A 24,900-nucleotide genomic window follows, 5' to 3' on the forward strand; every position below is an offset into this window, starting at 1 on the left:
GAGCCAGGCAGGCCGATCCGCGCCGTCGCGCTGGGCGGCGGCCACGGCCTGCAGGCCACGCTGTCCGCGCTGCGGCGGCTCACCGACGACGTCACCGCCGTGGTCACGGTGGCCGACGACGGCGGCTCCTCGGGGCGGCTGCGCCGCGAGCTCGGGCTGCTGCCGCCGGGCGATCTGCGCAAGGCGCTGACCGCGTTGGCGGACCAGGACGAAGATCGTCTACTGTGGACGGACGTGTTCCAGCACCGCTTCGGCGGTTCGGGCGCGCTGGCCGGGCACGCGGTGGGCAACCTCGTGCTGGCCGGGCTCCTCGAGGTGCTCGGCGATCCGGTGGCGGTGCTGGACGAGGTGCGCAAACTGTTGGGAGTGCGTGGACGGGTGCTGCCGATGTGCCGGGTGCCACTGGACATCGAGGCCGACGTGGTCGGTCTCGACGAGGACCCCAGGTCGGTGCGCCGGATCCGCGGCCAGGTCGCGGTGGCCAGCACACCCGGCCGGGTGCAGCGGGTCCGCCTGCAGGGCGCGGCGCCCGGCGACGAGGCGCCCCGGGCCTGCGAGGAGGCGGTCGCGGCGGTCGAGGCCGCCGACGTCGTGCTGCTCGGCCCCGGCTCCTGGTTCACCAGCGTGCTGCCGCACCTGCTGGTCCCGGAGCTGCACGAGGCGCTGGTGCACACCAGGGCGCGCAAGGTGGTCGTGCTCAACCTGGTCCCGCAGCCGGGGGAGACCGAGGGCTTCTCCCCGGAACAGCACCTCCATGTGCTCGCCGAGCACGCGCCCAGGCTCAGGGTGGACGCGGTGGTGGCCGATACCGACTCGGTGTCCACCCCCGACCGCCTGCGCCGGGCCGCGGCCGCCCTCGGCGCGGTCACCACGCTGCGCAAGATCTGTCACCACGCCAGCCCGGACCGGCACGACCCGGCGGCGCTCGCGGTGAGTCTGCAGGAAGCACTAGCCGAGATCCCCGGTCCGGGCAGGCCGGCTCCCGGCGAAGAGAAGGAGGGCCGGCCATGGCGATGACCGCCTCGGTCAAGGACGAGCTGAGCCGTCTCACCGTCACCAAGACCTGCTGCCGCCGCGCCGAGGTGTCCTCGCTGCTGCGCTTCGCCGGCGGCCTGCACATCGTGGCAGGGCGCGTGGTGGTGGAGGCCGAGATCGACACCGGCTCGGCCGCGCGCAGGCTGCGCAAGGAGATCCAGGAGCTGTTCGGCCACATCAGCGACGTGCACGTGATCACCTCCGGCGGCCTGCGCAAGGGCACCCGGTACGTGGTCAGGGTGGTCAAGGACGGCGACGGGCTGGCCCGCCAGACCGGCCTGATCGACCCCAGGGGCCGCCCGGTGCGCGGCCTGCCCGCGCACGTGGTCAGCGGCGGCACCTGCGACTCCGAAGCCGCCTGGCGCGGCGCCTTCCTCGCGCACGGCTCACTCACCGAACCGGGCCGCTCCTCCGCCCTGGAGGTCACCTGCCCCGGCCCCGAGGCGGCCCTCGCGCTGGTCGGCGCGGCCCGCCGCCTGGGCATCCAGGCCAAGTCCCGTGAGGTCCGCGGCGCCGACCGGGTCGTGGTCCGCGACGGCGACGCCATCGGCGCGCTGCTGACCAGGCTCGGCGCCCACTCCAGCGTGCTGGCCTGGGAAGAACGCCGGATGCGCCGCGAGGTGCGGGCCACCGCCAACCGCCTGGCCAACTTCGACGACGCCAACCTGCGCCGCTCCGCCCGCGCCGCGGTCGCCGCCGCCGCCAGGGTCGAACGAGCCCTGGACATCCTCGGCAACGAGGTCCCCGACCACCTGGTCGCCGCGGGCCAGCTCCGCCTGGCCCACCGGCAGGCCTCCCTGGAGGAGCTCGGTCAGCTGGCCGAACCGCCGATGACCAAGGACGCGGTGGCGGGCCGGATAAGGCGTCTGCTGGCCATGGCGGACAAGAAGGCCCGCGAGCTCGGCGTCGGCGACACCGAGAGCGCGGTCACCGCGGACATGCTGGACGCCTGAACGGTCCGTTCGCTGTCCCCGCCCGGCATACCGAGCCCGCGGGTACCGCGAGCCAGGTCGGGAGGTTTGTTCAGGCAGGGGTAACCGCTCTGACCTGATAGGCCAGCTCGGGTAGCGGTGTGCTGGGCCCGGCCGGAAGTTGCGGCCGGGCCCAGCATCTTCCCCTCTTTTGTTGGCTAGGCGCGGTCGCCGGTTCCGCCGCCTCCGCCAACTTCGACGCAGGAGATGATCTGGGTGGTGGACATATCGTGTTCTCCTTTTTCTCAGGTGTCGGCCACTGCTTGTCGGGCCGAGTCAGTGATCCGCAGCAGGCGGAGGCACCCCGCGCGTAGCAGGTCTGCGGACCTGCTCGGGGCGGAGGTGACAAGCTGGGCCACGGGGGAGCTGGGGCGAGCCGTCCAGTTGATCTGAGTACCCAGCGGCACAGCCGGATCCAGGGGCGTGCCGTATCGGGCGACTGCCTCTCCCAGCGAGCAGGGCGCGGTGTTCGGCAGCGGGTTGGCCAAGTACACGGGTTTCCCGGCGGCCGCGGCGTACGCGGTGAGCAGGCCGTGATCGCCGATGACGTAGTCCGCCGCCGCAACCGGAACCTGCCACCCTTGCCCGAGGCGCAGGAACCGCACGTGGGACCGTGCCGCGGGCCCGGCCCAGGCAAGTACCTGGCGTCTGCCGTGCCGCACCCACACGTCCGGGTGCAGGTGGCATATCAACCGGTCTCCCGATGCGGGCAAGTCGGTGGCGATTCGCCCGAGCAACGCTGGTGACCGGCCGAGCAGTGACTCTGGTCCTCGGGTCGACACCACGAGACCCAATCGCTGGTCTTGCTGGACCCCGAGTCGGTCCCGATGAGCGTTCCGGTGGCTGAGGGCGTCGAGCAGGTGGTCGTACACGGGATCGCCCACGACGGTGGCGTGGCGCCCGATCTCCGGCGAGGTGGATTGAAGCGAGGCCACCGCGGTGCTGTGCGGCAGACCGATGACCATCGCATCGGGGTGCTCCACCCGTTGGCGGAACAGGCCGCTGAGGGAGGGCAGGCATCGCCGGCCGTTGTGGTCGACGACCTCGCCGTCGGTGGACACTTCGGGCAACAGCAGCAGCGCTCCCTGCAACCTGCCGACGCCGGTCGGACTGGCAGCAATCACCAGGTCGAACCGTTCGTGCGCCGCGCGTTCCCACGGGGTGATGAGTGCGTCAGCAGCGGTGAGGAAATCCGCAACCCGGTCATCCGACGGGCCCGGAGGCTGCGTGAACACGACCTGGACCCCGGGCACTCCCTCGACGGCGTTGGCGGCCGCGAGCATCCGTTCCCCTGCACCGACGCTGTGCACGACGACCAGTACCACCCGGCGCGTCCCACACGTCTGCACGCCGCTCGCGGTTGCCCACCACGGCGTCAGGTGACGTGGATTCCGCAATCCCATGTCGCTTTCCCTCCTGGGGCTGGCTCGGATGAGAACAGCGTCGCAAGCAGGTGTTGGAGAAGGTGTTGGGAAAGTGTTGGGAGCCAGGGTGGGAATCCCAACGGGGCGTGGTCTGGTTCACTTGATTGCGATGAGCGAACAGGCGATCGAACTGCAGGTGCTCGGTACCGTGCGACTCGTGGTGAACGGCAAGCCGGTGCCGCTGGAGCCACGTCTGTCCACCGTCCTCGCGATTGCGGCGGTTCTGGATGGACAGGTTGACTCTGACGACTTGGCCGCACGGTTCGACGCGTCCAGGACGACCGTGCGCGGCTACGGGACGATGCTGCGGCGTCGCGCGGGATTCGACCTGGTGAAGAAGAATCAGAATTCCATTCTGCGACTTGCACTTGGCCGGGAACAGGTCGACCTCTGGCGCTTCAACGCGCTGGTGGCCGAAGCGAGAAGCACGTCAGCAGACCAGAAACTCCGGTTCCTCCTCGCGGCGACGGAGCTGTGGCAAGGTCCTCCATTGGCCGGCCTGGATCCGCGATTGGTGGAAAGAGAGATAGGGGGGCTGCGGGCCGCTGGACGCCGGGTGTTCCTGGATTTGATCAGGCTCTGCGCTGCGCAGAAAGGAGCGGAACCGGCCATCGTGCACGCGGAGCGCGCCAGCAAGCTGTTTGCGGACGATGACGAGACCCGGGAAGTACTGTGGGATCTGTGGTCCCAGTGCGGCCAGGCACAGGCGATCATGGACGACCTGCGTAAGGTGGAAGACGAGCGCAGGCAGTTGGGTTCGCCATTCACCGGGCTGCGGAGGAAGGCCAAGGCGTTCATCAGCCAGGCGCGGCGGGTGGCCAAGACGAGACCGGCAGGGCAGCCATACCAGCTGCCGCCCATCCGAGCGGACTTGCGTGGACGCGGTGCCGAACTCGCTGTGCTGGGCGAGTTGATCGTCCCCGACAGCGGAGTTCAGGTCGTCTCCATCAGCGGTCTAGGTGGTCTGGGCAAAACTGAACTGGCGGTGCAATGGGCGCACTCTGCGCTTGACCACTTTCCGGACGGGGTCCTTTTCGTGGACCTGCAGGGCTACTCCCCAGTCGGGCCGACAGAGCCGGCGGCCGTGCTGACCGGGTTCGTCAATGCTCTCGACCCAATGCGAACCAACTGGGGGCACGGTGATGTGCTGGCCGCGTACCGGACGTTGGTGAACACCCGCGCCGTGCTGGTCGTCATCGACAACGCCCGTGATCACCAGCATGCTGCGGACTTGGTGGCGGCGGGAGAGCGCAGCCGCACCGTCATCACAACGCGGGCGGCCGTTACCGCTCCGGCCGTCGCGCGTGGTCGGACGTTGCCACTACGGCCGCTCACAGTTGATGCCTGCCTGGCCGTGCTGCGGGATTCAGTCGGTGTAGCTTGGGCCCGGACCAACCCCTTCGCGGTCCGAAACTTGATGGCGGTTTGCGGGGGATTCCCGCTGGCAGTCAAGCTCGTCGCTGCACAGGCGCACCTGAACAAGGACCCCACGTTCGAGCGGGTGTTGGCCAGACTGGGTTCGCCACATGCGTTGCTGGGTGCGAAACCCGACGGGGAGGCCAAGTTGCATGATTCACTGAAGTTTTCCTACGAGCTGCTCTCGCCCGAGGCAGCATGGGTGCTGCAAGTCATCGCGATCCATCCCGGTCCGACCATCGCCTGGGATGTTGTCGGCTTCCTTTCCGGGCTCCCCGAGCACACGGCGGACGAAGCCATTGATGAACTCCAGCGTGGCAATCTGCTGGACTCGCTGCCGGACAACCGTTACCGCGTTCACGACTTCGTCCGGGCGTTCGCTTTGAAGCGCGCTACGGCGGAACGTGGAGACCTGGCCGTGGCCGAGGTGCGGAAGCGGCTGCTGGGGTGGTTGCTGGCGTCCGCGCAGCAATGCGATCGGGCGCTCCGTTCGGGCCGGGAACTCCCTGATGACCTCTGTGCCGATGAGGGCGCGCCGCTTCCCGAGCCGGCGGACGACGCCGAGGGGAGCCGTTGGTTCGAACGCGAGCACGCCACACTGCTCGCGGTGCTCGACTCCCCGGATTTCCAGACCTTCACAGCTTACCGGTGGCGGTTGCCACTCGCGTTGTGCTGTTACCACACCCGCAACGGTCCGTGGCTCACCGCGGAGCGCCTGCTGGCCTCGGCGTACGAGATCCCCAAAGATGAGCTGGACGAGCGGGAGCGAGTCCGTTACCAAGCCGTATGCCACCGGGTGCTGGGCAACATCCAGCGAAAACTCGGTAAGAGCGGTGCGGCAGAGCACAACCTGACTACCTCGATCGCCCTCGCCAGCAGCATCGGCGATCCGCTGGAAGTGGCCAACGGGCACCAGCAGATGGGGGTCCTCCAGGAGGACAAGGGGCAGTGGGAGACGGCACGTCGGCACATGATGATCGCCGGAGACCTCTACGAGAATCTCAAGGACGAGCGCGGCCTGGCGGCCACCCTTCCCACCGAGATCCACTGCCACCTCCAACTGGGAGAACCGGAACGCGCGCTCGAGCGGGAGGAGTTCGCCGTTGCGGTGATGGCACGTGCCAGCACCCCGTACAACCAGGGTGCCCTGCATCGCGTCCTGATGAGCTGTTATCTGCGGGTGGAGCAGGACACCGAGGCCATCGCTCACGGCGAGGCGGCACGAGCCTGCTATGTCGAATCCAACTCGCCGGTCAACGAGGCGCGGGTGCTCAGCGGCCTGGCCCACGTGTATCGAGCGGCGGGGCGTATTGAGGAGGAAAGGGACGCACTGCTGAGCTGCTTGGCCATCTACCGGCGACGAGGTTCCGCGAACGAGTTGAGTGCCGAGGACAGATCGATCCGCAAAGCTGTGGAGAACCGGCTCGTGGAACTGGCCGGAAGTGGTGGCTGAGGCGCTTCAACTCGTAGGGAACTCCGCCGCGAGGTCATTCGGTGAATCGGGGTCTGGCGCGTCCTCCTCGTCCGCCTTCCGCATCGGCAGGATGTACTCCTGTGCTTTCCGGGCCAGGTGCAAGGGCAGCGGTCTGCGGAGCGCGTTGCGGTAGTCCGGAGCTTGGCGCAGCTGGTGGACGGCCATCGCCAGCGCGTGCGGATCGTCGCCCTCACTGGGGTGGCAGCTCAGTACCGCGATCTCTAGCAGGTCGGGGTTCCACGCCGGCTGGTCGACGTCGATGGTCCACTCACCCGCGCGCTCACCCCGGCGCAGCTGCCGCCGCTGCAGCTTGTGCGCCTCCACCGCAGAGTGCTGGGCGGTGGAGGCCTTCGGCGTGGTGCTGTAGAAGACCCTGTTGTCCTCCAGTCCGCTGACAGCCCACAGGTTGCTCGGCAGGCCGTTCACCCCGTCCTCGCTGGCAAGCCCCCACCACTGTGGTGTCTCCCGCTGGTCCCCGGTCCGTACCCGCACCAGCCGCAGCCAGGGATTCGGGCGGCCTGCGGGTGCCAGGCCGGTACGGATGAGGTCCCGTTCCACTTGACCGTCCTGCACCCACGTCCACAGGAACCTGATGTTCTGCGCGTCGACCATGAGGACGGTGGGTCTCCCACGTACATGGTCTGAGGACAGCACTCGGTGCAGGAACTCCTCGGTCGCGGACCGTTGTTCATCCAAAGATCTCGACCAGTCGAACCACGGCGCGTCCTGTTCGCCCACGTCCGCCAGGTCGTGGTCGGAGATCGCCGCGAGGGCGGGTAGCCGGGTCAGGTAGCGCGGGTAGTCCGTCCACGTCCCCAGTCCGGCGAGCGCGTCAGCGTCCCAGCCGAGCACCGCGCCTGGCCCATCGAGTCCGGGACGCACCAGCACGGCAACCGGGAACTTCCCTTTGGCCGAGTGCGCGGTGCTGCCGCGGGCTTTCGTCGCCATCCAAATCGCGAGGTACTGGGTCTGTGCAGGCGCTCCGGCAGGGATGTCGGTGAGCGGGACAACCGTGGCGCCCAGTTGGCGGATCGCGTCGAGCCAGGAGGACTCGGCTGCCTCCGGCAGCGAGTTCACTGCGCGGGTTGAGGAGGGCGAGACGATGAACTGCGTGACGGCTCCGCTGTCCGAGGAGCCCAACCGCAACGCGAACTTGGGGTCGTTCGGACCGCGGAACGCGGTCCTTCCCGGGATCTCCACGATCGCGACCGACGGCACCGCCGCGTTCGCGCCATCCTTGGCCAGGAACTCGGCCATGTCCGCACGGCGCTTCCGGACAGCTCGGGCCGCCCGGTCGGCCCGGCCCGTGGCCGGCTCGAAGGCCACCCCCAGGCTGTCCGCCAATCCGTTGTCCATGCGCAGACAGTTGAGCGTCACCACCAGCTCCGGTGACTGCCACCGAAGCACCACGGGGTGCCCGCGGCCGCTGCGGTCGTGGGCCTGCTGAGTTACCTGGCCCGCACCACCGTCCCCGGTCAAGCCGAGCACAGTGGCAAGCGCGGCCAGTACAGCGTCACGAGTGGGTTCGGAACGCCACAACAGCCGAGTGGTGAACTCCGGCGTGCCGGACCACTCCGCGTAGAGCGCGGCCAGCGACAGACGGCGGGCACGTTGCAATTCAGCCTTGGCCGCCGCGGTGCGTTCGCGGGATCCTCCCAAGCGGGCGTTGGCCGGTTTGGTGGCCAGGAGCGGGGACCTCCTGAGGTCGTCGACCCGGGCCAGTTCTGGCGCCAAGGCACGTTCGGCCCACTTGACCAAACGCGATCGTTCATGGGGCATGAATCCAGTGCCCACGCCGTGCTCACCCATGTGGGTGTTGTGCACGACCAGTGCGTCAACGCCTCGGTGACCCTCGAACCATCGTTGCGGTTCACTGAGCAGACTGGTGGGGTCGGGAAAGGGTCGGCTGTTCAGCGCAAGCCGCTCCATGAGCTGTGCCGGATCCCCGGCTCGCCACGCGTACCCGTCTCCGCGCCGTACTACGCGGGCAATGCTGTACCGGTCGCTGACGGGGACTCCGGGGAGCCATGGCGCTACTGGCCGCAGGTACACGGCGCTGCCACGCCGGAAACCCAGGCGCAGCAACCCGGTTGCCGGATCTGGATGCGTCGCCCACCGGCGTACCCCGAAACTCAGGTGCACTCTGGGCCGAGGATGGAACGGCACCGTCTGTAACGTGATTGTGGCGGTCACCGAGAACCACCAGCGGCGGCCGTGTTTGTCATCGTGGGGGAGCGGCTGAGACATCACCTCTGCCCCCTGCTGGCGGGCTTGGCGTGCCACGGAGCGGAAATGCAGCTCGTGCTCACCCGAGCAGTAGGGTTCCAGGGCCTGGATGCGCCGGGCGAAGTGTTGGGTGGCCAACAGGTACTGCACACCGCTCGGTTGCGCGGTACCGCCACCGCTGAGAGCGCATTGGAGCAGAGGTACGTCCTGTCGGCGCCAGACAGGCGCATGCTGCCGCAGTGCCTGGTGCACTTGGGCAACCGCATCCGCGTGATGCGGGTCTGGCTGCAGCTCGTCGATCCAGAATTCCAGAATTCGCAACAGGATCGGCACCGGCAGCGGTCCGCCAGGCGCGTCCACCGGGCAGTACAGCCATGCCCGAGAACCCTCCTGAGCCGCGACCGAGCGCGGCAGGACCCCGAGGCGCAGGTCCAGGGCCTGGAGCAAGTAGTCCAAGCGACGGGTTGGCGGCACCAGCACGCGGGCCCGGCCTTCTCTGGTGAGGTTGCAGAGCTCGAGCACTTGCTGGACCACGGGTTCCGGGAACTCCAACGTGTGGTAGCCGACGGTCAGCCCGCGGTAGTCCCCGGAAGGTTCGTACGCCGCCCGGCGTATCTCCGTGTAGCGCGGAGCCACAGGTCACCCCTTCCCTGCTTCGGTGAAGTCGTGGTCCAGGTCGGCTTGGTCGAGCATGGCGCACAGCGCCCGGTAGACCGGCTCGTACAGCAGTCCCGCGAGGCGCAGGTCCGCCAAAGGGAGTTGCTCGTCGCCCGGTCCCGGGTCGAAGTAGGGGCGCAGCGCGTCCCGGATGGCGTGCAGCAAGCTGGTCCGGGCGGTGTCGCGTGGCGGGCGCTTCTTCCGGGCCCCGAGCGCCTGGGCTGCGGCTCGCCCGCGGGCGAACTGCGCGTCCACGAACACGACCCGGGCAGCGACCCCGCCGCGGACGAGCCGGCCGATCACTTGCCAGAGAACGACCAGCTGGTCCCACGCGAAGGACCGCCTCTCGTCCTCTTTCAGCGAGGCGTAGGCGTAACGGCGGGTCAGAAGACGTCCCCACCGGCTTCGAGCCAGGTCGCGGAACTTCTGGGCCGCAGCGTCCAGCGAGTCGTATGTGGAGACCAGTTCGGCCAGTGACCCCGGCTCGGAGTCCTCCGGTTCACACAACCCACGGATGTATCGGCTTTCCCAGTCGTTGATCGCGAACACCGAGAGGCTCACGTCGGTGGGTACTGGGTGCGGCCTGGTGAGCAAGAGCGCCACGCCGATCGCCGCCTGGCTGTCCTCGTTCAGGATGTTGTGCCCGCGCTCGATGGCGAGCAGGGGCGCGACCAGGACCCGGGTCATGGCGTCGTCGGCGAGGTTCGCCACCTCGCCGCGGCGCAACGTCCCAGCTCGGCCTGGATCCTCAGTGCCGCCGTCGATCGCCTCGGCGAGATCAGCGTTGTCCGCCACGAGTGCTTTGACGTGATCACGCCACTCCGGCATGGCGTGCAACTGATCTGCCACGGCCTGGGCATCCTGGTAGTTGCCGACGAGAAGCAGCGCGCGGTGCCGCTTGGGATCCGCGACCGCCTGGATCTCTTCCTCCAGCGGCGGCATGCGGCTCGGCCCAGGCCTGCCGAGCTTGTTCACCAAGGCTCGCAGTACGGATGGCCTGACCTTGCGGGGCTGTCCGGAAAGGCTGATGGGCTCGCCGTTGTCGTCGTGGAAGAACCGGGTGGTGAACACGGTTTCCCGCAACCGGTTCTCGGTATCGGCGGAGGGCTGAAGAACAGCGCCCACGGGGATGACGACGTGTGCTCTGCTGGACGTCCCGGCCCAGCTGGTGCCCGACAGCAACAGCACGTGCGGGCCACCGCGGCCGGTGATGGGGTCAGCTCCCAGGGAAGGTAGGGAGAACAGCAGTTCGCGGCCGACTCCGGTGCATCGGAAGAAGCGCAGCGTGCCTGTCACCCCGCCACCGGTGGAGTCCTGTTCGTCGACGATGTACTGGAACCCCAGGACGTTGCCCATCGGGGACTCGGGCACCAGTGGCATGTAGTCCAGTGGCGGCCTGCGGATCAGCTCGTTCTCCGTGATGTCCAGCCGCATCGCGTCCTCCACCTGCGGCCACAGGTAGGTCAGCCGGTCCAGTCGGTGGTGCAGCACGGACAGCAGCAGCGCGAACTCCAGCTTGCGCACCAAAGGATCGTCCTCGGCCGTGAGAACAGGTTGAGTGCTCTCCGGCAGGCCATGCTCCGTGTCCTTCCCGATCGCGCGCAGCTCGTCGAGCACCGCACACAGCCGACTCGCGGCGGCTTGCGGGTTCAGCGTGTGCAACAGGTCCTGTGCAGCCGCGGTCAAACGGTCGGCGGCGGTGTCGTAGGGACCGTTGTCACCCAACGGGTCGTCACGGAACTGGTCGAAGACCGCCTCAGCCTTGCCGCGGGGTGACTGGGCGCGATCCGTTGGAGCGGGTGGGGCATGATGAGCTGGAGTGGTCTTGCCGACCTTCGCCGAATCGTCCGCCGGGAACAGTTCGGAGAGGATCCCCCTTTGGAGAGTCCAGGAGTTGAAGTACTCGATCCCCACCCATTCGCGCAGGTCCTCATCCGCGATCAGCATCGAGTAGAGCAGGTTCGTGGCGCTGGTGACCACGGACAGAGCGACTTCCCAGTTCCGGACGTTGCGGTTGGACAGCTGCAAGCGACCTTCCTGGGCGAGTTCGCGGATGTTGTGTGTGTGCAGCGCGTCCAGCCACGAGTGAGGGCCTCGCGAGACGAGCGTGGCCGTTGGTGCGAATATCCTGTCCAGGTTCATCATCACCCGGTCCGCTTCATCGATGACGATGATGTCGCTGCGCAGGCAGGCCAGTTCGAGTTGGTGTAGGCGTACACCACTGACTTCCGCGGGTACCGGGCTCATGACCAGCGATGCCATCGTGGCGATCCACACGTTCGCGCTGACCTGGAGCCGGGCGGTGCCGTGCCGCGGGCACTCGTGCCACAACGGACAGCCCCAGGGACGTGGACGGCGGCCGTCGGACTGGCCATCCTCTTCGTAGAGCCGTGCGCACGGTGCGTCGGCGAACCGGACCGGCCTTTCCGTGGCGCGAAGCGCGTCCAGCGGGCAGACGGTGCTCAGATCACCGAAGCCTTCTTCTTCGTGGTGCCCGGCCAGCAATAGGTGCCCGTTGGCGGCCAGCCTGCGGTGCAGGGCCTCAACATGCTGTTCGCGAGTTGACGACCCGATCACCGGCACCACCGGAGGCTTGCGGTCGGCGGTGCGGAATCCGCGGTCGTCCTGGAGGAACTCGCGCAGTTCTTTCGCCGTGCGCAGTTGCTCGGCCACGTCACCCACCACCAGAGTGATCCGCAGTGGTTCGGGCCGACGTGTCGCCCATACCGCGAGCACCTTCATCAGGGTGCTCTTGCCCACTCCGACCACACCGACCGCGTGCAGGAGCCCGTCGAGCCGCAGCCGGTCGCCGTGGGTGAAGTCGTGGCCATGCGCGTCACGGACCAGCAACCGGGTAGACCGGATGCTGGTCTGCCAGTTGGTCCGCGCGTCTTCTTTCGTGGCCTGCCTGTCCATCCACGCGGCGACCTCTTCCAGTGCGGCCCAGGACACGTCGATGGGGGCGCCATTCGTGGTGGTGCGAGCTGTCAGGTTGTGTCGCCCCGACGCGCCTGGCCGAGTCGCGACGTCGTCCGGGATCTCGATCTCCACCCGCTCGTCGTGGTCGAAGTAGTAGAAACGGCCTGCGCCCGCGGGTGCGAGGTGCCGCTCGACGAAATCGGGCAGCGTTTCCAGAGCTCGGTCGTAGACGTCGAATCGCATGGTCAGCGTCGTCGTCCCGGTCCACTCGAACAAGTCGAGACCTTTGGCGACCCGGAAGGCGCGGTGGCTGGCATCCACTGCCTGGTACTCCCGAAGCGCCTGGATCCAAGCTTCCCGCCGGCGCAGGGGCCACAAGCGGTGCCGGACGCAGGTGATCATCCACTCCTGCTCCGGCTTGGTGGCCAGGCCTGCGGCCTGTGCGAACGGATACCCGCCAAGCAACGCCCACACCGAGGTTGGTGGTTGCCCCGCGTCGAGCCGGAGCAGCAGGGTCAGGCCCAGCTCGACCGGGCACAGCACCTCCAACGGCACGCCTAGCCTCGTGGTCTTGAGCTCTTTGGCGATGTCGGAGTACCACTTACCGCTACGCATGCTCGCTCCCCTCGCTGCGGCGGCGCACCATGGCCGTGAACCCCTCCTCGTCGCGCACCTGCGGTTTCCCGTCCGCCATGGCGGCGTGCCGACGCACGATCTCCAGGTAGCCGGGATCGGCACGGGTTCGGTGCTGGGCGACGACCCAGGCCGCGGAGTCCGTGCCGTGCCGGTCCACCGCGGCCGCGATGGCCTTGCCGAGCAGGGCAGGGCTGTGCCAGTCGACGACCATCACGGTCCAGGTGTGTTCACCGGGTACGTCCACCAACAGGTCGCCAGGCCCGTGGACCGGCCAGAGCCTGACACGGACCCCGGGCAGTTCCAGGCCGCTGGCGATGCGCTGTGCCGCTCGATCCGGCCCGGAGACGAACTGGCGGTGCCTTCTGCTGCCCTGGATCAGGATCTCGGCGTCCCAGTCCAGTGCCTTTCCAGGAGACACCGCCTGACCCGACCGGCACTCCTCCCGCTCGCACCACCAGGATTGCTCGGCGGCCGGCCGCAGCGGTGTGCCGCAGTTCGCGCAGGGGTGGACCGCTCCGTCGAGCTGGTACTCGAGACCGATCGGGCGGTAGAAGACGCCGAGGTACTCGTCCAGCGTGCCCAGGCTGTTGGTGAAACGCACCTCGTTCAACAGCTTGTTGGTGAGTACCGGGTGTGCTGCTAACACACCTCGCATCGTGCTGAACGCTGCCGCTTGGTTGCGTTCGGCAGCGAGCCCGGCCATCGCCGACATCTGGCGCGACGCCTCCCGAAACGGGTTGTCGGTTTCCGCGCAGAGTGCGACTTCATGGCAGAGGGCCGTCGGCACACCTGCGTCCTGGTCGATGAGGTACTCGTCCAGAGAGTAGACGTCGCAGGGCAGCCTCAATGGCCACTTTCCCAACGGGCGCTGGTATCCCCAGCGGACCAGCTCCGGCACGGATTTGGGGGGTGAGGCATGTCGGCGCAGGCAGTGCAGCGCGATCCGATCCAGCGCTCGTTGGACCACCGGCGGGTACGGCATCTGGAGTGTGGTGAGGTTCGCGATCTCGTCGATGGCCACCAGGGCGCTCGCCACCACACCGAGCAGGCGCTCATCCTCGCTGTCATCGGCCACTGAGCGGAACTCCTGCCTGCTCGGCCACGTGTCGTGAACCGGGTGGACACCACCGCCGGGCCTCGCAGCTCGCGCATTCCCGTCCAGGGGACGGTTCATAGGCGATGTCGGTCAGCATGGGGCGCACCAGCTCACCGATGACTTCGCGCGCCTCCGCCAGGACGGCCGGGTTGCCCGGGTCCACCTGCTCCAGAGCACACCCATCTGAGCGCAACTGCTCCAACTCGACCCGGGATCGAGTGATGTCCCGCCCCAACGCACCGGATGCCAGCATCAAGACCGCCAATGCCAGCTGGGGCACTTCTCGGAGCAACGGGCGGTTGCGCGGCAGCCTGCGCCCTGCGGTCTTGGTCTCCCGCCACACCCAACCGCCAGAGCGCGGGTACAGGAAATCCGGAGCACCGACGAACACCACCCCCAGCCTCTCGTCGTGGACGACCACGAGGTTCCTGGGTTCGCCGCGGTACGCCTCGACGTCGGGGTACGGGCACAGCGTGGAGTGCTGGTCCAGCATGCGGACCGCTGTGTGACGGCTCGCTTCGGGCAGCGCGATCACTGCGTCATCCAGTGGCTGGCCAGGCGCACACCGATGGAGCGGGGAACCACCTGAGTGACGATTCCGCAGGGTGGTGTCGACGGCCCGGCCCACCGCGATCGCCTGGTTCTCGGTCACTCCGACCTCACGGATGCGCAGTTGCCTCAGCAGGTGGTACCGCGCAGGGCAGGTGCGGTAGTACCGCAAATCGGTGACGGAAAGCGAGCGCAGGGATCCGCGGCTTGCGGGGACGTCTGGCAGCAGATCAGCGGCGGGAAGCGCGTCGCACCCCGCCACCAGCGAGCACTCTGCGCAACCGCCGCCTGCTCGCCGCTCACTGCCGTCGACGATCGCGATGAGCCGTGGCGCTACCTCCACCCGGGCGCGTTCGCGGACCTGCTCGACGGTCCACTCGAGAAGCTGTTCCGCGACCGGTGACATGGCGCCGAACATGACCACTCGCACCCGGTCGGGTGGCTCCGAACCGCCGAACGCGGCGACGTTGGCCGCCGCCGTGCAGACGTCTGGAGGGCGCTCCCTCGGGGTGGTGAAACCCAGTAGCCACATCTCCCGGACCGAGTCGTCCGCGGACTTGTACCGGCGCCCCCAGCAGGTCTGCTCATACCGTTGGACACCCCGGTGGTCCGGGGAATCGCGCCGGTGCCTGATTACCCAGGCGGACCGCACCGGGAGGGGGCACGGGGTATCAGCAGCAGACTGGTGAGCTCGCCAAGCAGCACGGTAGTTGCGGAATGCCTCGACCGACCACGAGACAAGCCCGTCGTGGGCGGGAGCCGCGTCAGAGCCGAACACCCCTCTCGTCCGCACGAGTTCCTCGACGACCTCCCCTTCCGCACATCCGTCGAACTCAACCCGGTCGAGGGCGGACATGAGCGGGCCCAAGGTGAAATCACCCAGCGCGGAAGCAGCTCGGCGGCGACGTTGCCGCGGCGGGCGCACCTTTATCGCCAACGCCTGTGGGCAGGCCGAAGAACCGATGTCGGTCGCGCTGACGCGCACGATCTGTCCCTGACCCATTGTGTTGTCTAGACGGCTTGCACCCTTGCGCTCATCCGGCCTCATCGAAGGGGTTATCGCCGGAAACACCAAAACGCTACATGGGTCGCACGATCCGGTCGGCTACGGTTCGCGTTCGTGACAAGTGCGGCAGGCAGACGGCGGGCACGATTGAATCCGGGCGTGCTCGTCGGGCAACGGTTCCAGGTACGTGAGGAAGCGGGCGAGGGCGGTATGGGGGTCGCCTACAGAGCATGGGACCTGCAGTTGGAGAAGGAGGTGGTTGTCAAGCTCCCGCAATTGCCGGGGACAGCTGATCTGGAGCCCGATGCTTACGACCGGACCATGAAGAGGTTCGCACGAGAGGCCCGGGTGCTGCGCCAACTTGAGCACCCGAAGATTCCGGCAGTGGTCGGCGAAGGTGAACACGGGTCGTTGCCCTACATCGCGATGACCTACATCCGAGGACACAAGCTGACTGCCTACCGCAGGAAGAACGTGCCCAGAAGGGCAGAGTTTGCTGCCATTGGCACCTCTGTCGGGACGGCCCTGGACGCCTGTCACCAGGAGCAGATTCTGCACCGTGACCTGAAACCCGACAACATCATGGTTGGTGAGAACGGCGCAGTATACGTGATCGATTTCGGGATTGCGCTGCCGCTGACGAAGGACGCGACAAGTTATACGAAGAACTTCGTGGGAACCGACGCTTACGCGGCACCAGAACGGTTCCGGAAGGGCGATCAAGTGCAGTCCGACCTGTACAGCCTTGGCTGTGTGTTCTACTTCCTGATCGTCGGCTGGCCGCCGTTCAACGAGGACAACGGGAAGTCGTTGGAGGAGCAGCACCGCGAAGACCCACCGATTCCGCCGTCGCGGTTCCGCCATCAGGTGCCCCGCGACCTGGAGGACCTGACGCTTGCTCTGCTGGCGAAGAACGTCGACAGCAGACCGGGAATCGGCGAGGTGCTCGGGACCCTGAAGCAGTACCTCCCTGCCGAGGGAGGGCTGGAGCCCAACCCTGTCCTCATGCCGGATGTGACGCTCCCTTATCGCACACCGGACAAGGTCCGTCCGCCGGAAGCGCCCGCCAGGAGCCGGACTAGAGCCGCGAAGCCCTTCCGCGCCAGCTCGCGGCACGACTTCCTCACCGAGACCGACATCGACGCGACCATCCAGCGCGCACTCGCCGAGCACGACCGCGGCGACTCCCACGCCGCCGCACAAACCCTGACCGAGCTTCGCCACCACGCGATCGAGAGTTTCGGCGTCGACAACCCCAACCTGGAACCCATCGATGCGGCGCTGAACGTGGTGGGCGACCACTGATCAGCGTCTGAGAAGCTGAGCATCGTGAGGTGCTAACCCGGTGCGGGTGTGGTCGGGCCAGCCCGCCTGAGCCGAAGCACCTCGCGACGCCCAGCTCCGCGACGGCCTCGGCAGGGAGCAGATCGAGCAGGCTGCGGATCGCCTCGGCCTCGGACCGAAAACGCACCCAGCGGGGCCGTCCTGGCCTAGGTCGCGGTCCCGAACCGGAGGAACCCCGCCACCCGCGGCGCCAGGGACAGCTCACCCTCGCCGATCCCGTCCCGCACACCGGCCAGCACGTCCGGCTCCGGCTCGCCGTAGACCTCGAAGCGGTCCACCCGGCAGTGCGCCATCACCTCCTGGATGTAGGGGTCGGCCAGCCGCCAGTGCGCCCGGACCGCCTCGGAGTCACCGAAGAGCTGGAAGCTGTGCGCGGTCATCCGTTCCTCGTCGATGAAGACCTCGACCATCAGCTGCGGCCCGTGCCGCCGGGCGAAGGCCACCGCCTCGGCGATGGCGGCGCGGAACCCGGCCAGGTGGCCCTCGGTGATCCGCATGGTGTTGTGGAAGAGCAGGATGCCGTTGTCGTCCATGGCTCCATGCTCGAACCTCCACCTCGCTGGAGGGCAAGCGCGGGGGCCTCTCGGTGACCTTGGTCTCTGTCTCGATCAAGCCAGTTCCCCGGGTGGCCGTGACCAGCGCGATTCCGGCCCGCTAGGGTGAATGCGGAAACGCCGGTATGCGCCCGGTCTTAGGACGGCCGGGACGAACCTCGAGGAGACGCACCGTGACGGTTCGCGTAGGTGTGAACGGCTTTGGTCGCATCGGCCGCAACTTCTGGCGCGCGCTGGCCGCCAGCGGCCGGGACATTGAGATCGTGGCCTTCAACGACCTGGGTGACGTGGCCACGATGGCGCACCTGCTGAAGTACGACTCGATCCTGGGCCGCCTGGACGGCGAGGTGAAGGTCACCGACGAGGGCATCTCCGTCAACGGCAAGGTCATCAAGGCGCTGGCCGAGCGCGACCCCGGCAAGCTGCCGTGGAAGGACCTCGGCGTCGACGTGGTCATCGAGTCCACTGGCTTCTTCACCGACGCCTCCGTCGCGCGCAAGCACATCGACGAGGGTGGCGCCAAGAAGGTCATCATTTCCGCCCCGGCCAAGGGCGAGGACCTGACCGTGGTGCTGGGCGCCAACGACGAGAAGTACGACGGCTCGCAGAGCATCATCTCCAACGCCTCCTGCACCACCAACTGCCTGGCGCCGATGGCGAAGGTCCTGCACGACACCTTCACCATCCAGGGCGGTCTGATGACCACCATCCACGCCTACACCCAGGACCAGAACCTGCAGGACGCCCCGCACAAGGACCTGCGCAGGGCGCGCGCGGCGGCGCTGAACATCGTGCCGACCAGCACCGGCGCGGCCAAGGCCATCGGCCTGGTGCTGCCGGAGCTCAAGGGCAAGCTGGACGGCTACGCGCTGCGGGTGCCGGTGCCCACCGGCTCGGCCACCGACCTGACCGTCACCGTCGGCCGCGAGACCTCGGTCGAGGAGGTCAACGCGGCGGTCAAGGCGGCGGCGGAGGGCGCGCTCAAGGGCATCCTGCGCTACAGCGAGGAGCCGATCGTCTCCACCGACATCGTCACCGACCCGGCGTCCTGCATCTTCGACGCGCCGCTGACCAAGGTCATCGGCAACCAGGTCAAGGTGGTCGGCTGGTACGACAACGAGTGGGGCTACTCCAACCGCCTGGTCGACCTGACCGCGCTGGTCGCCTCCAAGCTCTGACGGAGAGAAAACTGTGAAGACCCTGGCAGATCTTCTGGCCGAGGGTGTTGCGGGTCGGCGCGTCCTGGTGCGCGCCGACCTCAACGTTCCTCTGGACGGTTCCGTCATCACCGACGACGGCCGGGTACGCGCCTCGCTGCCCACCATCAAGCAGCTCTCCGAGGCCGGCGCCCGGGTCGTGGTGATGGCCCACCTCGGCCGCCCCAAGGGCAAGCCGGACCCGCAGGTCTCCCTCGGCGTGGTCGCCGTCCGCCTCGGCGACCTGCTGGGCCGCGAGGTCCTCGGCATCACCGAGATCACCGGCCAGGCCGCGCAGGCCGCGGTGGACGGGCTCGCCGACGGCGACGTGGCGCTGCTGGAGAACGTGCGCTTCGACCCGCGCGAGACCAGCAAGGACGAGGCCGAGCGGACCGGGTTCGCCCAGGAACTGGCCGCGCTGGCCGGTCCTGACGGCGCCTTCGTCTCCGACGGTTTCGGCGTGGTGCACCGCAAGCAGGCCTCGGTCTACGACCTGGCCAAGCTGCTGCCGCACTACGCAGGTGGCCTGGTGCTGGCCGAGGTCGAGGTGCTGCGCAAGCTCACCGCGGACACCGCGCGCCCGTACGTGGTGGTGCTCGGCGGGTCCAAGGTCTCCGACAAGCTCGGCGTGATCGAGAACCTGCTGTCCAAGGTGGACCGCCTGCTCATCGGCGGCGGCATGGCCTACACCTTCCTCAAGGCCCAGGGCCACGAGGTCGGCAAGTCCCTGCTCCAGGAGGACCAGCTCGACACGGTGCGCGGCTTCCTGGCCGAGGCGGACAAGCGCGGCGTGGAGCTGGTGCTGCCGGTCGACGTCCGCACCGCCGAGCAGTTCCCCGACTTCGGCGCCGAGAGCCAGCCGGACCCGGTGGTCGTGCCGGCCGAGGGCATTCCGGCCGAGCGGATGGGCCTGGACATCGGCCCGGACACCGAGCGGCTGTTCGCGGACAAGCTCGCCGACGCCAAGACCGTGTTCTGGAACGGGCCGATGGGCGTGTTCGAGGTCGCGGAGTTCGCCGGCGGCACCCGCGCCGTGGCGCAGGCCCTGGTCGACTCCTCGGCCTTCACCGTGGTCGGCGGCGGCGACTCCGCGGCCGCGGTGCGCCTGCTCGGCCTGCCCGAGGACGGTTTCTCGCACATCTCCACCGGTGGTGGAGCCTCTCTGGAGTTCCTTGAGGGCAAGGAACTCCCCGGCGTTACCGTCCTGGAGGACTGATGGCGCGCAAGCCGTTCATCGCAGGCAACTGGAAGATGAACCTGAACCACCTGGAAGCCATCGCGCTGGTCCAGAAGTTCGCGTTCTCCCTGCCGGACAAGTACTACGACAAGGTCGACGTGGCGGTGCTGCCGCCGTTCGTGGACATCCGCAGCATCCAGACCCTCAAGGACGGCGACAAGCTGCTGCTCACCTATGGTGCGCAGGACCTCTCGCCGCAGGACTCCGGCGCCTACACCGGGGACGTCTCGGGTCCGATGCTGGCCAAGCTCGGCTGCGCCTGGGTGGTCGTGGGCCACTCCGAGCGCAGGGAGATCCACGGCGAGACCGACGAGCTGGTCAACAAGAAGGTGCGCGCCGCGCTCAAGCACGGCATCTCGCCGATCTTCTGCATCGGCGAGAAGCTGGAGGTCCGCGAGGCGGGCACGCACGTGGAGTACACCACCGACCAGCTCATCGCCGGGCTCAAGGGCCTCAAGGCCGAGCAGGTCCAGCAGGTCGTGGTGGCGTACGAGCCGGTGTGGGCCATCGGCACCGGCCGGGTGGCCAGCGCGGCCGACGCCCAGGAGGTCTGCGGCGCGATCCGCGCCAAGCTCGCCGAGAAGTACGGCCCCGAGGTGGCCGGTGCGGTGCGCGTGCTCTACGGCGGCTCGGTCAAGTCCGGCAACATCGCCGAGCTGATCAAGCAGGAGGACATCGACGGCGCCCTGGTCGGCGGAGCCAGCCTGGACGCCGAGGAGTTCGCCAAGCTCTGCGCCCTCGCCGCGGGCGGCCCGCTGCCGTAAGGCCGCGATCTGGCCATTACGTAGTGCAATCGCCATTACGTACGGCAATGATCCGGAGGGCGGTCCAAGTCGGCCGCTCTTACCGGTACTCTGTGACGTCTACCGCGGTACGGCGAGGATGAGATGAAGCTGACTCTTCAGATTGTGTTGATCGTGTCCAGCGTGGTGCTGGTGCTCCTGGTGCTGCTGCACCGCGGCCGTGGCGGCGGGCTTTCCTCGCTGTTCGGTGGCGGCATGCAGTCGAGCCTGTCCGGCTCAAGCGTGGTGGAGAAGAACCTGGACCGGCTCACGCTGTTCTTCGGCGCGATCTGGTTGATCTCCATCATCGGTGTCGGCCTGTTGATGAAGCTCGCGCCAGCGGCGGCAGGCTGAGGGAACCGGATCCGGCCGTCGACCGTTCCCACTGTTGACAGTCCGGATCCGGACTTGACAAGTGAACACAGGCACCAGGGGCAAATACATGACGGGGGAAGTGAGGGTCGATGGCTGGCGGTAACGCGATCCGCGGCACCCGAGTCGGTGCTGGCCCGATGGGCGAGTCCGAACGAGGGGAGTCGGCGCCGAGGCAACGGGTGGCCTACTTCTGTGCCAACGGGCACGAGGTCCGGCCATCGTTCGCCTTGGAGGCCGAGGTACCGGAGAGCTGGGACTGCCCGCGCTGCGGGCTCCCGGCAGGCCGCAACGAGCAGGCGCCCCCGGCCGCGCCACGCAACGAGCCCTACAAGACTCACCTGGCCTACGTGAAGGAGCGCCGCTCCGACGCCGACGGCCAGGCGATCCTGGAGGAGGCGCTGGCCCGCCTGCGGGCCCAGCGCGGCGAGGGCTAGCCGGCGGGTGCAGCCTTGCGGGTCGGGTAGGTGTCGCAGTCCGGCGCGCGTTGCAGCAGTGAGCGGGACGGCCGTGGGGGCATGGCCGGGTACTGATAAGTAGCAGGGGTCAGAACAACGACAGGCCCGGGGGCGGGTACGCCTCCGGGCCTTCTGCTGTCCCAGCCCCGCCAGCCAGCCCTCGGCCTCGCCAGCCAGCCCGTCAGCCTCACCACGGCATCCCCCTCAAGACGACCGGTCATATTCAGCAGCCTCGGCCACCCCAACTAGATGACCGGTCGTCTTAAATCGCCCGTCAATGTGACCGGTCGTCTCGGGTCGCCATCCAATGTGACCGGTCGTCTTAAAGGCGGCACCGGCACCGCGACCGCCCCGATGGTCGTTGTGGGTGGACTACCTCGATCACCCTCATCCACCCCGCCCACTCTCGGTAGCGTCCACCCCATGGCCGAACACCTGATCGTCACCACCACCGTCAACACCCCCGAGGCCGCGCACGCGCTCGCTGCCGCCGCCGTGGAGGCGCGCCTGGCCGCCTGCGTCCAGATCGTGCCGGTGACCAGTGTCTACCGCTGGGACGGAGCGACCCAGACCGAAGGGGAGTGGCGGGTGGAGTGCAAGACCGTGGCGGAGCGGGTGGAGGGGTTGCTGGCGCAGTTGCGGGGTTCGCACAGCTATGACGTGCCGGAGTTGATCGTGACGCCGGTGGTCGGTGGCGGGGCGGACTACCTGGACTGGGTGGCGGCCGAGACCCGGTAGCCGGCGGTGAACCGGGTGATCGCGCCGTAGCAGCGTTCCGGTTCCTCCAGGTGGCCGAAGTGGCCGCTGTGTGCCAGCACCACCAGGCGGGACTCGGGGATGCCCTCGGCGAGCTCGGCGGCCCAGCGCGGGCCGCAGATGAAGTCGTGCCTGCCGACCAGCACCAGGGTGGGGGTGCGGATGGCGGTCAGGTCGTCGCGGATGTCCCACTGCTCCTGGACGCGGTTGGGGTCGTGGGTGGCGCCCAGGGTGTCGAGCCAGCCGGAGAGGTCCGTGGCGGCGTAGTCGGCGAAGTACAGCGGCAGGATCGTGGCCAGGTAGGCCAGCATCGAGGCGTCGTCCTCGATCTTGGTCTGGCCGATGGCCTCGGCGGCGCGGCGGACGTACCGGCTCTCCGGGTGGGCGTCCAGGCGGGCCTGGACGCCCGCGGCCAGCTCGGCGTCGAAGTCCGGGGTGTTCATGGTCGGCGCGCCGTCGTAGACGATCAGGCCGGCCAGGCGGTCGGGGTGGTCCAGGGCGAACTGGAGGCCGACGAAGGCGCCGTGGGAGTGGCCGAGGAAGAAGACCTCGGGGCCGTCCAGGTGGTCCAGGACGCCGTCGACGAACTCGGCGTAGCGGCGCATCGTGTACTGGCCGTCAGGCAGCCTGCCGCTCTGGCCGGTGCCAACCGGTTCGAGGTAGACCATGGTCAGCTGGCGTTCCAGCTCCGGCATCCGCAGGTACTCCCAGTGGATGCCGGGACCGCCGGAGTGGACGAGGCAGACCGGCCCCGCGCCCGCCACGTGGTAGCGCTGGCGGATGCCGCCGATCTCGATGGTGTGCGTTCCGGGGGACAGGACGTCGGTCATGCGCTCAGCATGAGCCGGTCCGGTGCCCCCGGAACGTGCCAGTCAGGGCTTGTCACCGCGAGACAGGGAACCTTGCCCCCGGTGTCATTGGGCTGACAGGTGGAGTTCCGCCGGGCTGGGTTCGCGGGGCCGGGGGTGGCGCAGCATCGCCAGGTGCTCGGCTGAGGTCAGCGCGGGCGGTCCGGCGGCGGGGGCGTGCGTGGTCCGCCGGGCCGGGGCCGGTGGCGGGGCTGGGTCGGGCGCCGGCGGGGGAGCCGACGACGCGGAGTGCTTGGCCGCGATCGGCAGCGGCGCGGTGGTGTGGGCCGCGGTCGCCGGGGCCGGATGGGCCGAGACCGCGCGTACCGCAGCCGCATGGGCCGGGACTGAGCGGGCAGGGGACGGATCGGCCGGGACTGAGCTGGCCGGGACCGAGTGGGCCGTAGCGGAATGCGCCGGAACCGAATGCGCCGGGACCGAGTAGTGGGCCGGGGCCGGCGGGATCGGTGCCGCGTGCGCCGGGGGGATCGGCGTGGCTGGGGCGGGGGCGGCCAGGTTCTCCGGGGTGAGCGGGAAGCTGGCGCGGACCACGTAGCCGCCGTCCTCGGTCGGCTGCGCGGTGAGCGTGCCGCCGAGCATGGCCGCCCGCTCGCGCAGGCCCATCAGGCCGTGGCCGCCGGGGGGCAGCGGCGCGAGGCCGTCCTGGGCGCGGGGGCAGGCGTTGCGGATCTCCACGTGCAGGCTGCCCGAGGCCAGGCCCAGGTGCACCGTGACCGGGGCGCCGGAGGCGTGTTTGCCGATGTTGGTCAGGGCTTCCTGCACCGTCCGGTACACCGCGCAGCCCAGCTGCGGGGACACCGGGCCGGGCATCGGGCCCATGGTCAGCGTGGCCGGCAGGCCGCAGTCGGCGACCAGCTGGGGCACGTCCTCCAGGGTCGGCTGCACGGCTTCGCAGTCCAGGGTGGAGGAGCGCAGCAGGCCGACCAGGTTGCGCAGCTCTTCCAGGGTGCGGTTGGACAGCTTGCGGATGGTCTGCGCGATCTCCTTGGAGTCCGCGTCCTCGGCCACCATCTGCAGCGCGCCTGCCTGGATCGCGATCAGCGTGACCTGGTGGGACACCACGTCGTGCATCTCGCGGGCCAGCCGGGTCCGCTCCTCGGCGCGCACCGCGTGGTCGTGCAGCCGCTGCTGCTTCTCCCGGCCCGCGGCCAGCTCGGTCAGCTTGCCGGTCAGCTCGCACCGCGCCCGCACCAGCAGGCCGACGGTGACCGGGGTGCCGGCCAGTAGCGCGGCGTACAGGGCGCGCAGGAGCGCCTCGTGCGGGGCTACGTCGGGGAAGACCTGCATCGGGCCCAGGGTGAGGCAGCCACCGAAGACCAGCAGCGCGCCCGCGATGGTCTGCCAGTCCAGCTTGCGCGACCTGGCCACCGTGTACAGCGCGACCACCGCGGCCAGCACGGTGAAGCCCACCACGAGGCCGGGAATGGTCAGCACCAGCGCGGCGCGCGGGAACTCCCTGCGGAACAGCAGCGCCAGGCAGGCCAGCGCGGGCAGCAGGAACGTGTAGTGCGTCGAGGGCGCCGTGTTCACCACGACGTCCAGACCCGCCAGGGTGAGCAACCCCAGGTCGGTCAGCGTGCGCCGCAGGCAGCGCAGTCCGTCCGGCCCGCGGTCGCCGCGGGTTTCCGTGCTCACGTTTGTCCTGGGGGCGGCCTGACGCAGGCCGGGCCCGGACAACCTCTTCGTGACCAGAGCAGCACCTCCGAGTCACCCGTCCGATCGACCCCACCGTACGGCAGCTTGCTGCCAAAAAACAGAGCCAGTTGACAAGTCTGTCCAGCTTGTCATGATCTGCGGGCAGCTGACTCGGCAGACAGCCTGGGGACTTGTCAAAGTTTGTCAGATTGACCAAGTCATGCGTGACTACGCAGCGTGTTCCCTGTTCGGCTGCTCGACCGGCTCGTTGCTCCGAACGTGGGCGTG

General features: G+C 68.7%; 18 protein-coding genes. 10 read left to right on the forward strand and 8 right to left on the reverse strand.

Annotated elements, in window-relative coordinates:
• Positions 1-15: 15 nt before the first annotated feature.
• Both N8J89_RS14035 and whiA read left to right on the forward strand, forming a co-directional pair.
• Entirely contained in the window at positions 16-1,017 is a 1,002-nt protein-coding gene (locus N8J89_RS14035; RefSeq protein ID WP_283666160.1) for a gluconeogenesis factor YvcK family protein, read from the forward strand.
• Positions 1,008-1,988 (forward strand): DNA-binding protein WhiA, encoded by a 981-nt coding sequence (gene whiA, locus N8J89_RS14040; RefSeq protein ID WP_283664785.1) that lies wholly within the window; start codon positions 1,008-1,010, stop codon positions 1,986-1,988. Before N8J89_RS14035 ends, whiA begins: the two co-directional genes overlap by 10 nt.
• 263 nt (positions 1,989-2,251) lie before the next feature.
• On the opposite strand, the gene N8J89_RS14045 is transcribed toward whiA, so the two are convergent.
• Positions 2,252-3,331, reverse strand: coding sequence for a hypothetical protein (locus tag N8J89_RS14045; RefSeq protein ID WP_283664786.1), 1,080 nt, complete (start codon positions 3,329-3,331; stop codon positions 2,252-2,254).
• Between the two features lie 208 nt (positions 3,332-3,539).
• Here N8J89_RS14045 and N8J89_RS14050 point away from each other — a divergent pair, with 208 nt between their 5' ends.
• Positions 3,540-6,299, forward strand: a complete 2,760-nt coding sequence (locus N8J89_RS14050; protein WP_283664787.1) for an AfsR/SARP family transcriptional regulator — start codon at positions 3,540-3,542, stop codon at positions 6,297-6,299.
• A 6-nt stretch (positions 6,300-6,305) separates the two neighbouring features.
• Here the strand turns inward: N8J89_RS14050 and N8J89_RS14055 are convergent, their stop codons facing one another.
• From N8J89_RS14055 to N8J89_RS14070, 4 genes are read right to left on the reverse strand one after another with little or no spacing between them, the layout of a single operon-like run.
• Positions 6,306-9,182 (reverse strand): pPIWI_RE module domain-containing protein, encoded by a 2,877-nt coding sequence (locus tag N8J89_RS14055; protein WP_283664788.1) that lies wholly within the window; start codon positions 9,180-9,182, stop codon positions 6,306-6,308.
• Between the two features lie 3 nt (positions 9,183-9,185).
• On the reverse strand, positions 9,186-12,737 hold the full coding sequence (locus tag N8J89_RS14060; protein WP_283664789.1) for a pPIWI_RE_Z domain-containing protein: 3,552 nt from the start codon (positions 12,735-12,737) through the stop codon (positions 9,186-9,188).
• Complete coding sequence (locus N8J89_RS14065; protein ID WP_283664790.1) at positions 12,730-13,833, reverse strand: pPIWI_RE_Y domain-containing protein; 1,104 nt, start codon at positions 13,831-13,833, stop codon at positions 12,730-12,732. Before N8J89_RS14065 ends, N8J89_RS14060 begins: the two co-directional genes overlap by 8 nt.
• Positions 13,823-14,821 (reverse strand): PD-(D/E)XK nuclease family protein, encoded by a 999-nt coding sequence (locus tag N8J89_RS14070; protein WP_283664791.1) that lies wholly within the window; start codon positions 14,819-14,821, stop codon positions 13,823-13,825. The genes N8J89_RS14065 and N8J89_RS14070 overlap by 11 nt, the downstream gene beginning before the upstream one ends.
• A 747-nt stretch (positions 14,822-15,568) precedes the next feature.
• On the opposite strand from N8J89_RS14070, the gene N8J89_RS14075 reads away from it, so the two are divergent.
• Positions 15,569-16,714, forward strand: coding sequence for a serine/threonine-protein kinase (locus N8J89_RS14075; protein ID WP_283664792.1), 1,146 nt, complete (start codon positions 15,569-15,571; stop codon positions 16,712-16,714).
• Between the two features lie 185 nt (positions 16,715-16,899).
• Here N8J89_RS14075 and N8J89_RS14080 read toward each other — a convergent pair whose 3' ends face one another.
• Positions 16,900-17,286 (reverse strand): hypothetical protein, encoded by a 387-nt coding sequence (locus N8J89_RS14080; protein ID WP_283664793.1) that lies wholly within the window; start codon positions 17,284-17,286, stop codon positions 16,900-16,902.
• Between the two features lie 194 nt (positions 17,287-17,480).
• Here N8J89_RS14080 and gap point away from each other — a divergent pair, with 194 nt between their 5' ends.
• The 6 genes from gap to cutA all read left to right on the forward strand — a co-directional run bounded on the left by gap (position 17,481) and on the right by cutA (position 22,090).
• Positions 17,481-18,485: a type I glyceraldehyde-3-phosphate dehydrogenase gene (gene gap, locus N8J89_RS14085; protein WP_283664794.1), complete on the forward strand. Its 1,005-nt coding sequence runs from the start codon at positions 17,481-17,483 to the stop codon at positions 18,483-18,485.
• A gap of 13 nt (positions 18,486-18,498) precedes the next feature.
• Positions 18,499-19,719, forward strand: coding sequence for a phosphoglycerate kinase (locus N8J89_RS14090; RefSeq protein ID WP_283664795.1), 1,221 nt, complete (start codon positions 18,499-18,501; stop codon positions 19,717-19,719).
• Positions 19,719-20,504: a triose-phosphate isomerase gene (tpiA, locus tag N8J89_RS14095; protein WP_283664796.1), complete on the forward strand. Its 786-nt coding sequence runs from the start codon at positions 19,719-19,721 to the stop codon at positions 20,502-20,504. The genes N8J89_RS14090 and tpiA overlap by 1 nt, the downstream gene beginning before the upstream one ends.
• Before the next feature lie 123 nt (positions 20,505-20,627).
• Entirely contained in the window at positions 20,628-20,876 is a 249-nt protein-coding gene (gene secG, locus N8J89_RS14100; protein ID WP_252481649.1) for a preprotein translocase subunit SecG, read from the forward strand.
• A 110-nt stretch (positions 20,877-20,986) separates the two neighbouring features.
• Positions 20,987-21,331 (forward strand): RNA polymerase-binding protein RbpA, encoded by a 345-nt coding sequence (locus N8J89_RS14105; RefSeq protein WP_252481650.1) that lies wholly within the window; start codon positions 20,987-20,989, stop codon positions 21,329-21,331.
• A 444-nt stretch (positions 21,332-21,775) separates the two neighbouring features.
• Positions 21,776-22,090, forward strand: a complete 315-nt coding sequence (cutA, locus tag N8J89_RS14110) for a divalent-cation tolerance protein CutA (RefSeq protein ID WP_283664797.1) — start codon at positions 21,776-21,778, stop codon at positions 22,088-22,090.
• Here the strand turns inward: cutA and N8J89_RS14115 are convergent.
• Both N8J89_RS14115 and N8J89_RS14120 read right to left on the reverse strand, forming a co-directional pair.
• Complete coding sequence (locus N8J89_RS14115; protein ID WP_283664798.1) at positions 22,057-22,938, reverse strand: alpha/beta fold hydrolase; 882 nt, start codon at positions 22,936-22,938, stop codon at positions 22,057-22,059. The genes cutA and N8J89_RS14115 overlap by 34 nt on opposite strands.
• 84 nt (positions 22,939-23,022) lie before the next feature.
• Complete coding sequence (locus N8J89_RS14120; RefSeq protein WP_283664799.1) at positions 23,023-24,612, reverse strand: sensor histidine kinase; 1,590 nt, start codon at positions 24,610-24,612, stop codon at positions 23,023-23,025.
• Positions 24,613-24,900 lie beyond the last annotated feature (288 nt).

The organism is Crossiella sp. CA-258035, assembly GCF_030064675.1.
Classification (GTDB): domain Bacteria; phylum Actinomycetota; class Actinomycetes; order Mycobacteriales; family Pseudonocardiaceae; genus Crossiella.

Bases quoted from the DNA above. Each gene is read 5' to 3' on its own strand.
- secG (WP_252481649.1), top strand. From the start codon at position 20,628: ATGAAGCTGACTCTTCAGATTGTGTTGATCGTGTCCAGCGTGGTGCTG.
- N8J89_RS14115 (WP_283664798.1), bottom strand. From the start codon at position 22,938: ATGACCGACGTCCTGTCCCCCGGAACGCACACCATCGAGATCGGCGGC.
- tpiA (WP_283664796.1), top strand. From the start codon at position 19,719: ATGGCGCGCAAGCCGTTCATCGCAGGCAACTGGAAGATGAACCTGAAC.
- N8J89_RS14050 (WP_283664787.1), top strand. From the start codon at position 3,540: ATGAGCGAACAGGCGATCGAACTGCAGGTGCTCGGTACCGTGCGACTC.
- N8J89_RS14080 (WP_283664793.1), bottom strand. From the start codon at position 17,286: ATGGACGACAACGGCATCCTGCTCTTCCACAACACCATGCGGATCACC.
- whiA (WP_283664785.1), top strand. From the start codon at position 1,008: ATGGCGATGACCGCCTCGGTCAAGGACGAGCTGAGCCGTCTCACCGTC.
- N8J89_RS14070 (WP_283664791.1), bottom strand. From the start codon at position 14,821: ATGTTCGGCGCCATGTCACCGGTCGCGGAACAGCTTCTCGAGTGGACC.
- cutA (WP_283664797.1), top strand. From the start codon at position 21,776: ATGGCCGAACACCTGATCGTCACCACCACCGTCAACACCCCCGAGGCC.
- N8J89_RS14060 (WP_283664789.1), bottom strand. From the start codon at position 12,737: ATGCGTAGCGGTAAGTGGTACTCCGACATCGCCAAAGAGCTCAAGACC.
- N8J89_RS14105 (WP_252481650.1), top strand. From the start codon at position 20,987: ATGGCTGGCGGTAACGCGATCCGCGGCACCCGAGTCGGTGCTGGCCCG.